The sequence below is a fragment of the Alteromonas sp. CyTr2 genome (assembly GCF_947311905.1).
Classification (GTDB): Bacteria; Pseudomonadota; Gammaproteobacteria; order Enterobacterales; family Alteromonadaceae; genus Alteromonas; species Alteromonas macleodii.
Genome location: NZ_CAMZMZ010000024.1, coordinates 21,677 through 34,140, shown reverse-complemented (window position 1 = coordinate 34,140; position 12,464 = coordinate 21,677). Strand labels below are relative to the sequence as shown.

The window sequence follows — 12,464 nt, the reverse complement described above, 5'->3', positions numbered from 1 at the left end:
GCTTTATAACTGGGGAAAAGCGTGGCAAGCACCAAAACGGGGTTACTTAATTTTGTTGTTATAGGCGTATTGCTTGCTGTTATTGGGACAACATACGTGTTTTACGCGACACCAATTATTGATGAAGCGGAAAAGGTTAACAAAGAGAACGCGGTTGCACAGTTTCAGCGAGTGGTGATGTTAGCCAGGGCACAATGGATAAAGACTAAGCAAGATACTGTGCTTATTTACGAAACTGAGTTTGACGCTGGTGGCAAAGTTAAACAGCACAAAGATGTGGCGGCAGAGCTATACATTAATGAAAAAGGCTGGCCCGAAGGACTTGAAAAAGAACAGGGGAATGCGTGCGAATACATGCTGACACTTGCAACCTTAAGAGAAGGTGAAGCGCTGTCAACAGTGACCGTAAGCGACCAGTATGCAAACGGTTACTTACAATGTGCATTCTTTTGGGGAAAAGAGATTTGGTTTGAATATAACGCTGGTAGCGGCGTTGTCAGGCAAAGAAATAGTTGATTAAACGGCGGCACAATTCGCCTTATCGTCATCAAGGAGATGTTATGAACACCAAACAACAAGGCTTTACGCTAATCGAGCTGATAATTGTTGTAATCATTCTAGGGTTGCTTGCGGCCACAGCATTACCACGCTTTATAGATGTTACTGATGAAGCTCGGGAAGCAAGTGTTGAAGGTGTCGCTGGTGGTTTTGCCGCAGCGGTAGGTCTTGTAAGAGCGCAGTGGGAAGTTGAAGGCCGTCCGAGCGGCAACAATGGAAATGGGAACGGCACAGTAATCACTTACGATCAAACGCAAGTAGGGGTAGACGGCACCATTGGTTACCCAACGGGAAGTTCTACAGGCAACACACTTATTTCTACCGTTAACGACACTGAATGCAAAAACGTCTTTGACCTAATTCTTCAGTCAGCACCAACAAATACAACGTCGACGAACGACACCGTTGTTGCTGATTTCAGATATGCCGTTCGAGAGGACGATTCAGGTGCAAACACTCTCTGTGTTTACTACTTAGTTGAATCTATGGGTTTACCTAATAGCTCAGCACCGGCAGACGGTACGCCAGACGGTACAGCGTACGACGGTTTCACTTACAACCCAGCCACTGGCCAGGTTACTGTTTTTTAATTAATACCTAGGAAGTTTAACTATGCAAAAAGTATCAACACAACAGGGTTTTACCCTAATCGAGTTAATCATTGTTATTGTGCTGCTGGGTATTCTAGCGGTAACCGCAGCACCTAAGTTTTTGAACCTTCAAGATGATGCGCGTGACGCAACGCTTGAAGGAATTAAAGCCTCTCTTCAAACCTCGGCGTCGGTTGTTAATGGTAAAGCTTTGATCAACGACGTTTTGGGTACCACAGACACACCAGTAACGTTAGATGTTGGATCTGATAACGTGACTATTGTAAACGGGTACCCGCAAGCGACTGAAGATAATATGGCAGCATTGCTTGATATAGATGCTGCAGACTTTGGTACAGAAGAGATTTCAGCTTCGAACTCTGTGTTAGTTTATGCAACCGGATTCAGTGACTACTCTTCGACAGCACCTACAGAAACTGAGGCACCTTGTTCAGTAGAATACTTTAATTCTACTGGTGAAGGTGTACGCCCTGTAATTAAAGTCAACTCTTGCGTTCAGTAATGTGAAGAAAACCGGTTTTACATTAGTAGAACTTATCATAACCATATTGGTTATTGGGGTGCTGGCGGTAACCGCCGCACCTCGCTTTCTTGGTAACGATACGGAAGAAGCTATCGCCCTTCGCGATCGCACACTTCAAGTCGTTCGTAACATGCAGTTTCGTGCTATGCAAAATGTGCAAAACACTAGCTGTGTGAAAATAACCGCCACAATCATTGCCCCTCCCGCTGGCCACGATTGTGCAAACGCCCTTTCTACCGCTTTTGATGCCGATCAGGTAGTCGATGCATCAAGCACCGACTTTACTTTTCAAACGGCCGATGAAAATGGCGATAGCTTTTCTCAAATTCAGTTTGATGGGTTTGGCAGGCCGCGAAATATCGCGTGTTCAACGAATTGTAGAATTCAAATAAGTACCTTTGCCATGTGTTTACAAAGCGAAGGGGCAGTTTATGCGTGCTAGGGTTGTATTGCCTGTACATAAAAAATGCGTGAACGGCTTTACCCTGTTAGAGCTGGTGATTGGTATTGTTGTATTTACGATTAGCCTAACCGTAGTTCTGTCGCTTATTGTCCCGCAAGCTGAACAAACCGCAGAGCCATTTCGTCAGGTGAAAGCGGCGAAGCTAGGGCAGTCTTTAATGAATGATATTCTTAGTCGCTCTTATGATGAAAATAGTGACAGAAGCCCGCCATTTGAAACCTGTAATGCCAAAGGAAATTGCTCAACAACACTTGGTCCAGAAGAAGCCAACGAAGACGACTACGACGATGTAGACGATTACAACGGATACACAGTTAACGACGTGGGCGGAAACTATAGCAGTTTCGGTTTTACCGTAACGGTAGATTACGACAGTGACCTAAACGACAGTACGCCAACAGACGGCCTAACGTTTAAACGTATTGACATCGCAGTTACGGCACCAGACGGCCAAGTTTACAATTTTAGCGCTTATCGAGGGAGCTATTAATGTCTCCACGACGAGCACAGCGACAACACGGTTTTACATTAATAGAACTTATTTTAGTGATCACTATTTTAGGTGTGATAAGCGTATCTGTAGCTCAAGTGATTTCTTTAAGTGCACAAATCTATATAACCGGCGCAGAGCGTACCCGCCTTGTTTCAGATGCGCGCTTTATTATTTTGCGGCTCGAAAAAGAACTGCGTAATGTGGTGCCAAATTCTGTGTCATTCGATTCGAGTTTAGGGTGTCTTTCTTACTACCCAATTAAGGAAAGTGGCACCTATGTGGGCGACGCGTTTAATAATCCTATGCACGTAGTCGTGTTCAATAGTCAGTTAAGTAAAGACGACACTCTTGTTATATACCCAACAAACCCACAGAGCGTGAATGATAACGGGCGAATAATAGATGCTATTGCCGACGCTGCTTCCGATCCGACTAGCGATAATCAATATGACCTCACACTCAGTGCCCCCAATACACAATCTTCTCCGGGAAAGCGCTTCTTTATTCCTGAAGCGCAAGTAACCGTTTGTAGAACATCTACCGTTCACGGTGAACGCTTAATTAGGACGCAAGGTGCTACGTCGGGCGTCCTTGGTACTAATGTGGTTTCGTGGAGTGCGAATGTGGTCACTGCAGGGTTACGGCAAAATGGCTTAATCGAACTGCAAATGACCTTACAAAGCAGTGACGATGAACAGATATCGGTTGTACACGAGGTGCATTTCCCTAATGTGCCATAGTAAAACACGCCAACAAAAAAAGTATCGTATAGGCCAACGTCCTGTTGGGTTGTCTGGTTCTCCAGCGCGCCAACAAGGCTCAACCACCATTGTAGCAATTATCATTAGTATTATACTTTTAGGTCTTGGTATTGCGCTGTCTAATCAAATCTCATCGAATATTCGCCAGCAATCCATTGAATATTATGGCGCTCGTGCTTACTTAGCGGCGCAAAGTGGGATGGAAGTCGCTATTTCTAGGCTAATTAACGGCGATAATCCGGCGTGCACAGTCATAACACAGCCGGTAGTTATTAGTGTAGTCAACATGCAGAATTGTACGATTACGCTATCTTGTGAGGTGGAAACTGAAGTCGAAGAGCCTGAAGTTGCCGCTGGTGAAATAAGGGTTTATGCGTTAGGGGCCGAAGCGCAGTGCAGTACCGGCCAGCTCGAAACCTCAAAACGCGTTCTTGTTGAAGTAAGGCAGGAAGAATAATGACATACTGTAATTCTGTTGCTCGACTCTTTTTGATTTGTGCCTTGTTTATACAAGCGTTAGCTGTGCAAGCCGTTCCTCAAATCGAAGGCAGGTTCATCGAGCTTCAAAACACCTACAATAAAGCAGAGTGGACAACCATTAGCTTTTCACAGGTATACGACGAGCCGCCAGCAGTGTTTATGCTCTCTACCAATCAAGGTAGCAACCCAGCGATTGTCAAAATTCGCAATGTTACCCGCACAGGTTTTGAAGCTTTGCCCCTTGAGCCTTCTGGAGAAGATGGTCCGCATATCACGATGGGAGCACATTACTTAGCGATTGCGTATGGCGTTCATGAATTTCCTGACGGTGATATTGTTGAAGTCGGTAAGATGGAGCTCGGAGGGGGGACTATTCAGGCATCAACAAGCTCTCCTTGGTATGAACCTAACGGCCCTTTGAAGGTGGGCGAAGAAAATGCGAGATATGCTCGCGTTTCACTTGAAACTGATTTTGGTGAACAGCCTGTTTTCTTTCACTCTATTCAAACGTTAAATAACCAAGTTGACGTTAATGGAAAGAAGCCACCCAACGAACATTTGTTACCGTTTCTAACTATTGCAGCAAAGTATGAAGCACCGTCTTATTTTATGGCGTTGGAAGCGTCTGAAACGGATTATGCGCCAGTTACACGCAATGAAACGGTAGCTTACATGGCGACAACAGAGGGATTCAATCGTAGATTTTTCGATGACAATGGTATTGAAGTGGTTTGGGAAGCCGATTTTGCCGACGTACGCATACAGGGGTGGGACGATGGTTGCTTTCGAAATGACTTTAAAAATAACTATGCGCAAACTCCTTTGGTTGCAGCCAGTAAAATAAGTAGAAACGGCGGCGACGGCGGTTGGCTTCGCAGCTGCGGCGTAAACAAAAATAGGCTTGGACTGCGTGTAGATGAGGATAGAAGTTTAGACTCTGAGCGCAACCACACTGAAGAAGACGCTAGCATTCTGGCTATGACTTCAGAGTTTGTGTTTAGTGGTGAAGTTCCTAGTTGTGATGACGCCTTTCCTGGCGCGGTTGCCGCTTTTAGTGGTTCCGCAATTTCACTCGCAGCTGGTAGCCGAATGATTGATGAAAATGCAGGTGTGTTGTCAGCACAGCAGTTTATCACCGACGCTACAAGTGGATCTGTAGACTACCCAAAATGCGGACAGAACCCTGTCGACTGTACCGTGAACAACATAGATGCGCTTACCGACTCACAAGCGAGAGCGATACCAACAATTACCATTGACGATAGCGGCCCAGAGATAGCAGAAGGGGATTTAGCGGGGGATTATTATTTTAACCGTCAACTGGTAACCATGGCGGCGGGTAACTACACCGTAATTGCACCCACGCGAATTTATGTTTCTGACCCAGGGGACAATATAGGTGGCGTGGCTACAAAGTTCACCATGGTGAACGCAAATATCACTGTCGCTGAAGGGGCTTATCTCGCTATTTATGTCGATGGAGATGTAGTCATCGATGGCTCAAACCCCAACGCATTGGTTTTAGCAAAAGGTGAAATAACCTTTGCCAATGTGTCTGAAGGCACATTGAGAGGCCGCTTTACCGCAGGAGGTGGCGTCGGCTCACCTGCGACTCTGAGGGTGACGGCTAATGAAGTGCCAAACAATATTCCTGGCATCTGCGGTCGGGAAGTCATTGAAGTACTGAATCACTATCGTTTTGAACTGGCTGATAACAAGGGTAGCAGCTGCGCCGCGAAAGAAGTTACCCTAAAAGCCTGTGCAGACGTCAACTGTGATTTACTCTACTCTCAGCCATCTACAGTCAACTTAGTGCCCGTTAATAGCGGTAACTATAGATGGTCGCCTGACGACAGCGTAACGTTTATCGGGCAGACCTCGCTAACACTCGATAGCCTTAGAGGCGCAGATCCTGAACTTGCTACTTCGGGAGAAAATCCATCTTCTCAATTGCGTTGCTTTATCGGTGGTAAAGAAGTGAATTTAGGTAGCTGTAAAATAAAGTATGAATCCGACGGGCTGGTGTTTAAGAATATCACTGATGATTCAGAAACCATCGTTACTCAGCTTTCTGGTAAGCCTTCAGACACTGGCTTTAACAGCAAGACCTATGCTATCGAAGCATGTGGGAATTCTGACACGCTAAAAAATCAAATTGTCGATGTTGAATTAAATTATAACTGTTCTAGTTCGAGCAATTGTTCTAACACCCTACTGCTTATCAATAACGGTAATGAACATCAACTGGGGCTAACCCCACGCACCTTTCCTATCCAATTTGATGCTGACTCGCGAGCAGCCTTTACAATTCAATACCCAGATGCGGGAGAGTTGTCGTTGTCAGCAGACATAACTAATCGAAGCGGTATTGCAGGTTCTTCTAATACTTTTAAAGTGCGTCCGTTCGGCTTTGCTATGAATATCTTAAATGATAGCGGCACGAGCTCCAATCTTAACGGTTACGCGAATAGTGCGAATGGTTCGCTGCTCAAACTGACAGGGGAAGACTTTGTCTTAGGCTTGCGAACAGTACAGTGGGTCGATGGTGAAGACAGTAACGACGATGGAATACCAGATAACTTTGCAGCACTGGAAAATAATAATACCGCGGAGCATTTTTCAGGTAGCGCGTTGTTAACACCCTTAAATATACTTCCTAGTGGCGGCGCAACGGGTACATTGAGCGTGCCCAGTGTTTTATTTAGCGATGAAGGTAAAGTTAACGTTGGTATTAATTACGATGAGGTAGGTACAATTTCCATTGCGGCACAGAGTACTTATTTGTCAGATACCACCGTGCAAGGGCTGGTGCAAAACGTTGGGCGTTTCGCACCTTCTAATTTTGCCTTGAGCGGAAGTGTTGAAGCAGCATGTAACGTCAATGGTGCATTTAATTACTTTGAACAACCTATTAGTGAAGTAAGCTTCTCGCTAACCGCACTAAACCAACATGGCAGCCGCACCACAAACTACTACGATGGTTTTGATAAACTGGTCAATATCAGCTTACAAGTCGAGCACGGCACAAGCTTGCTAAATAGGCTTGAAAACATTAATTCAATAAGTTGGCCGCAAAATACCAGTGCTGGTCTTATTTCATTTTCTGACAACGATATCGTATTTAGTCGCCTTGCTGATAACAGCGTAGATGGGCCTTACCTCGAAGCACACATTGCGCTGGTGGCAGACCAGGCACAAATTGAGGGCGCAAACTTCAATGGACTTTCTTGCTCCGGTCAGTGCGTTGACGATTTTGGTGATTCAATCAGCTTTGCCTACGGTCGCGCAACGTTGATAAATAACTACGGTGCAGCCGATGAAGCGCTTTTGTTACCGCTTCGCACTCAATATTGGGACGGAAATAATTGGCGAATTAATAAGTATGACAGTTGTACCGCTTATGATCACGACAACGTGAATGACGAATCTGGTGAATTGGTTTCTTCGGGGGAAGAGTCATTAAGTGAAGGAGCCTATAGAGATAGTGACGGAATACGCCTGTCATCACCAAACGGTGCTGGCAATTATCCTGTTAGTTATACGCCTGATGCTTGGCTATTGTGGGATTGGGATGGAGATGGCGAAGCTGATAACCCTCCAAACGCAACGCTTACGTATGGTGTGTATCGAGGAAACGACAATATCATTTACAAGCGCGAGCAAATCAATAATTAGCAAAGAAGGTTATCCCGCTTGACCGAAATGCTGGTTGCGTAGCACAACGTAGTGGCGCCAACATAAAGAGATGTAAATTATTAGCAAATTGTTTTTGAACCTTCTAATTTTCACAGGGTCACTATGTGGGTCTAATTTTAAAATTATTTGGAAACGCGTGTGTGGTATCCCTTCATGGGTAAAGCGCTAAAACTACGAAGCAAAAATGCAGTTATTTCGTCACTTAATTACAGCATTACTTGCCCAAAATAGCCCCCATTGTTAAAGTGTGCGAATAAATATCGACTTCACGTTAAAGCGTCGCCATCTCACCTTTGCAAATACGCGTTAACACAGAAACAGGAATACACTCTTCATGTTTAAAAAGCTTCGAGGCATGTTCTCTAACGATCTGTCCATCGACCTCGGAACAGCTAATACGCTGATTTATGTAAAAGACCAAGGTATTGTTCTAAACGAGCCTTCAGTAGTAGCTATTCGTCAAGAGCGCGCAGCAGGACCAAAAAGTGTTGCAGCAGTAGGTGCAGAAGCTAAGCGAATGCTTGGTCGTACGCCGGGTAATATACGTGCAATTCGTCCGATGAAAGACGGTGTTATTGCCGACTTTTACGTCACTGAAAAAATGCTTCAGCACTTTATTAAACAAGTGCATGACAATAATTTCTTGCGCCCAAGTCCTCGTGTATTAGTGTGTGTTCCTTGTGGTTCAACACAAGTAGAGCGCCGCGCAATTAAAGAATCTGCATTGGGTGCAGGTGCCCGCGAAGTTTATCTTATCGACGAGCCAATGGCGGCTGCTATTGGTGCGGGTTTACCTGTATCAGAAGCAACAGGTTCAATGGTGGTCGATATTGGTGGTGGTACAACAGAAGTTGCCATTATCTCACTTAACGGCGTAGTTTATTCATCATCTGTTCGCATTGGTGGTGACAAGTTTGATGAAGCTATTATCAACTACATTCGTCGTAACTTCGGTTCACTAATTGGTGAAGCAACCGCTGAACGCATCAAGCATGAAATAGGTGCTGCCTACCCAGGTGAAGAAGTGCGCGAAATTGAAGTACGCGGTCGCAACCTAGCAGAAGGCGTACCTCGCGGGTTTACGCTAAACTCAAACGAAATTCTTGAAGCGCTTCAAGAACCACTAACCGGCATTGTTTCAGCAGTTATGGTGGCGCTTGAACAGTCTCCGCCAGAGCTTGCTTCAGACATTTCTGAGCGCGGTATGGTACTTACCGGTGGTGGCGCGCTACTCAAAGACTTAGATAGATTGCTAATGGAAGAAACGGGCATTCCAGTTGTTATTGCTGATGATCCGCTTACTTGTGTAGCACGCGGCGGTGGTAAGGCATTCGATATGATTGACCTTCACGGTGGCGACCTGTTTAGCTACGAATAAACAGGAAAGGCAACCGTAAGGTTGCCTTATTTGTATCATGGATACTATTTTTACCCGCGGCCCTTCGTTAAATAACAGGCTTACACTGGCGCTTGTGCTGTCGGTGGTTCTGATATTTGTCGACCATAAGCTAGACGGTTTCAAATCAACGCGGGTTTATCTAAACTCATTAATGAGCCCACTTCAGTATTTAGCAAACCTTCCCGGTTTAATGCTAAATGAAAGTGCCCAGCGTCTTACGTCTCAAGAACAATTGCTGTCCGAAAACCAGAAACTTAATAATCAACTGTTGCTAATGAGCGAAAAGCTCCAGCGGTTCGATGTAATTGCAAAAGAAAACGCGCAATTACGAGAGTTACTGCAGGCCCCTATTCGGGTTTCTTCTCGAAGAATGGTTGCTGAGTTAATGGCGGTGGATAAAAATCCGTACAGCCAGCAGGTGGTTATCAACAAGGGGGCAATAGACGGCGTATATCTGTCTCAGCCAGTCATTGATGATAAGGGCATAGTGGGTCAGGTAATGGAAGTTGGGTCTACAAACAGCCGTGTATTGCTGATTGCCGACGTTACCCACGCTATTCCTGTGCGATCTCTTCGAAACGATATTCGCTTTATCGCAACCGGAAGCGGCGCGCTAAACGAGCTGTATCTAGAGCATGTTCCTCACAGTGTCGATATTCAAGAAGGTGACACATTAATTTCGTCTGGCTTAGGAAAGGTCTTTCCAGAAGGTTACCCTGTGGCAAGAGTTTCACAAGTCGTCCGAGATGAAAGCCGCCCTTTTGCTCGTGTTATTGTCACACCTTTAGCAAACCTAGACAGGCTTCGACACCTATTGCTGTTATGGCACACGCCTGAGTCAGAGAGTGAGTCTGATGCTAACTCTACTGACGACACTGATAAGCCAGCTGTAAACGAGGAAGAATCTTCAGATGCGTAAACGTAACCTCGTTATATGGATTAGTTTGTTAGTTGCTCTGGTACTGCAAATTGTTCCGCTGCCCACTCAAGTAGATGTGTACCGCCCTGACTGGGTACTGGTTGTATTAGCATATTGGAGCATGGCACTGCCCCACAGAGTGAATGTGGGCGTGGCGTTTTTAACTGGTGTTGCTATGGATGTGCTTGTAGGCACAACCTTGGGCATTCATAGTTTCGGCTTAAGTATTTGTGTTTATATATTAGCGGCTAATTACCAAAGACTAAGAAATTACTCCGTTTGGCAGCAAGCCATTATTATCGGTCTACTATCGGCGCTATACCACTTACTTACATTTTGGGTGCAGCATCTACTGACTGATATTTATTTCCAAGTCGATTATTTATGGCCGGTGATAACGTCAATGGTGTTGTGGCCGTGGGTATTTTGGCTGCTTCGACGCACGCGCAGACAGTTTTCAATTTCGTAACCCGAACACGTTCTCGATTAAACCAAAGGTAAGCCAATGACAAAATCGGTAGTGTTAGCGTCAGCCTCTCCACGACGCACCGCTTTGCTCAAACAAATGAACATAGCCCATACAATACAGCCTGCCGATATTGACGAGTCGCCCCGTGACAACGAGCCACCGATGGAGCTTGTCGCAAGGCTAGCCAGTGAAAAAGCCCAAGCGGTGAAAGCATACCTTGAGGATCAGCAGGCAATGACCGACGACAAGGTTATTCTGGCCAGCGACACCCTAATATCGTTTAACGGACAAAGTGTTGGCAAGCCAGAAGACAAAGCAGATTCTAAGCGCATCCTCACTATGCTTTCTGGTAAAACTCATGATGTCCTTACCGCTATTTGTGTGCTTGATAACGCTCAGCAACAGACTCAAGTAATTACCACATCTGTGACTTTTGCAGCATTGACGGATGAGCAAATTGACGCATACTGGGAAACAGGAGAACCTGCCGACAAAGCAGGGAGTTACGCTATTCAAGGTATTGGTGGTGAGTTTGTAGTTTCCATTAACGGCAGTGCAAGTGCCGTAATAGGCCTACCACTGTACGAAACCCGCCAATTACTTAATGCATTTGGAGTTGTGTCGTGAGTGCTGAACTGCTTATTAACGTTACCCCGTCAGAGTCACGGGTGGCGCTTATTGAAAACGGAATACTGCAAGAAATTCACGTAGAGCGTCATACCAAACGCGGTTTGGTTGGCAATATCTATCGCGGTAAAGTTAGCCGTGTATTACCGGGAATGCAGGCAGCATTTGTTGATATCGGTTTAGAAAAGGCCGCCTTCTTACATGCATCTGACATTGTCATTCACAATGAAATTGCTGAAGAAGTCTCGGCAAGCCATATTCAAAAGCAAGACATTCGCGAGTTGGTGCGAGACGGTCAAGATATTGTGGTTCAGGTAGTGAAAGATCCTATCGGTACCAAAGGCGCACGCCTTACCACAGACATTACTATCCCCAGCCGTTATCTTGTATTTATGCCTTCGGTAACTCACGTAGGCGTATCTCAACGCATTGAAGAAGAAGCAGAAAGAGAGCGCTTAAAGTCGCTGGTGCAAGAGTTTTGTGATGAAAACGGTGGCTTCATTCTGCGTACTGCGGCGGAAGGCGTGGGCAAAAACGAACTGCAGTCCGACGCAGCATTTTTGCGAAGGCTGTGGGATAAAATTCAGTCGCGTATGAAAAAGCGTAAGTCGAACGTGCTTTACGAAGACTTACCGCTAGCACGACGAGTGCTACGCGACTTTGTTGGTACAGAGCTCGACAGAATTCGTATCGACTCGAAACTATCATTCAATGAACTTCACCAGTTCACCAAAGAGTATGTGCCTGAAATGAACGGCAAGCTCGAATACTACCCGGGTGATAGACCTATTTTTGATTTATACGATGTGGAAAATGAGGCGCAGCGAGCCTTGGAACGCCGTGTCGATTTAAAATCTGGCGGCTACTTGATCATTGACCAGACCGAAGCGATGACCACAATCGATATTAATACGGGCGCATTTGTTGGCCACCGGAACTTAGAAGAAACGATTTTTAACACCAATATTGAGGCGACGCAGGCGATTGCCCGTCAGTTAAGATTGCGCAACTTGGGTGGGATGATCCTTATCGACTTCATCGATATGATTGAACCAGACCACAAACGACGTGTCTTACACTCATTAGAGGTGGCGACGAACAAGGACAGAGCCAAGATAAATATTCACGGTTTTACTGCGCTAGGGCTAATTGAAATGACCCGTAAGCGCACCCGTGAAAGCATTGAGCATATATTGTGCGGAGAATGCCCGGTGTGTAAAGGGCGAGGCACGGTAAAAACCATTGAAACCATTTGCTTTGAAATTATGCGTGAAATTGTACGGGTGAATCGCGCCTACGACGCAGACAAGTTTGTGGTTTACGCTTCACCAAAAGTGGCGGAAGCCTTAATGGGTGAAGAGTCTCATATGCTGGCAGAACTGGAAGTATTTGTGTCTAAACAAATCAAGGTTCAAACAGAAACATTGTACAATCAGGATAAGTACGACGTCGTCATGATGTAATG

Annotated in this window: 13 protein-coding genes; all 13 read left to right on the top strand. The window is 45.5% G+C overall.

Going from position 1 to position 12,464, the window contains the following annotated elements; translation table 11 throughout:
- The first annotated feature begins 21 nt into the window (after window positions 1-21).
- The 13 genes from QME20_RS13220 to rng all read left to right on the top strand — a co-directional run bounded on the left by QME20_RS13220 (window position 22) and on the right by rng (window position 12,462).
- A complete protein-coding gene (locus QME20_RS13220; protein ID WP_014975387.1) occupies window positions 22-516 on the top strand; it encodes a hypothetical protein in 495 nt (164 codons plus the stop codon).
- A 44-nt stretch (window positions 517-560) separates the two neighbouring features.
- On the top strand, window positions 561-1,148 hold the full coding sequence (locus QME20_RS13215; protein ID WP_156077752.1) for a prepilin-type N-terminal cleavage/methylation domain-containing protein: 588 nt from the start codon (window positions 561-563) through the stop codon (window positions 1,146-1,148).
- Window positions 1,149-1,170: 22 nt separating this feature from the next.
- On the top strand, window positions 1,171-1,671 hold the full coding sequence (locus tag QME20_RS13210) for a prepilin-type N-terminal cleavage/methylation domain-containing protein (protein WP_014975389.1): 501 nt from the start codon (window positions 1,171-1,173) through the stop codon (window positions 1,669-1,671).
- A 1-nt stretch (window position 1,672) separates the two neighbouring features.
- Window positions 1,673-2,134, top strand: a complete 462-nt coding sequence (locus tag QME20_RS13205; RefSeq protein WP_281716045.1) for a type II secretion system protein — start codon at window positions 1,673-1,675, stop codon at window positions 2,132-2,134.
- The gene (locus QME20_RS13200; protein WP_014975390.1) at window positions 2,124-2,645 is read left to right on the top strand and encodes a prepilin-type N-terminal cleavage/methylation domain-containing protein; all 522 of its coding nucleotides are present in this window, start codon (window positions 2,124-2,126) and stop codon (window positions 2,643-2,645) included. Before QME20_RS13205 ends, QME20_RS13200 begins: the two co-directional genes overlap by 11 nt.
- A complete protein-coding gene (locus QME20_RS13195; protein ID WP_281716044.1) occupies window positions 2,645-3,388 on the top strand; it encodes a type II secretion system protein in 744 nt (247 codons plus the stop codon). Before QME20_RS13200 ends, QME20_RS13195 begins: the two co-directional genes overlap by 1 nt.
- A complete protein-coding gene (locus QME20_RS13190; protein WP_187447108.1) occupies window positions 3,378-3,866 on the top strand; it encodes an agglutinin biogenesis protein MshP in 489 nt (162 codons plus the stop codon). Before QME20_RS13195 ends, QME20_RS13190 begins: the two co-directional genes overlap by 11 nt.
- The gene (locus tag QME20_RS13185) at window positions 3,866-7,564 is read left to right on the top strand and encodes an H-type lectin domain-containing protein (protein WP_281716043.1); all 3,699 of its coding nucleotides are present in this window, start codon (window positions 3,866-3,868) and stop codon (window positions 7,562-7,564) included. Before QME20_RS13190 ends, QME20_RS13185 begins: the two co-directional genes overlap by 1 nt.
- 355 nt (window positions 7,565-7,919) lie before the next feature.
- Window positions 7,920-8,963 (top strand): rod shape-determining protein, encoded by a 1,044-nt coding sequence (locus tag QME20_RS13180; protein WP_014947909.1) that lies wholly within the window; start codon window positions 7,920-7,922, stop codon window positions 8,961-8,963.
- A gap of 37 nt (window positions 8,964-9,000) precedes the next feature.
- Entirely contained in the window at window positions 9,001-9,903 is a 903-nt protein-coding gene (gene mreC, locus QME20_RS13175; protein WP_049588415.1) for a rod shape-determining protein MreC, read from the top strand.
- The gene (gene mreD, locus QME20_RS13170; protein WP_061093985.1) at window positions 9,896-10,372 is read left to right on the top strand and encodes a rod shape-determining protein MreD; all 477 of its coding nucleotides are present in this window, start codon (window positions 9,896-9,898) and stop codon (window positions 10,370-10,372) included. Before mreC ends, mreD begins: the two co-directional genes overlap by 8 nt.
- A gap of 36 nt (window positions 10,373-10,408) precedes the next feature.
- The gene (locus QME20_RS13165) at window positions 10,409-10,999 is read left to right on the top strand and encodes a Maf family protein (RefSeq protein ID WP_039236916.1); all 591 of its coding nucleotides are present in this window, start codon (window positions 10,409-10,411) and stop codon (window positions 10,997-10,999) included.
- Window positions 10,996-12,462, top strand: coding sequence for a ribonuclease G (gene rng, locus QME20_RS13160; RefSeq protein ID WP_014947913.1), 1,467 nt, complete (start codon window positions 10,996-10,998; stop codon window positions 12,460-12,462). Before QME20_RS13165 ends, rng begins: the two co-directional genes overlap by 4 nt.
- The last annotated feature ends 2 nt before the right edge of the window (window positions 12,463-12,464 follow it).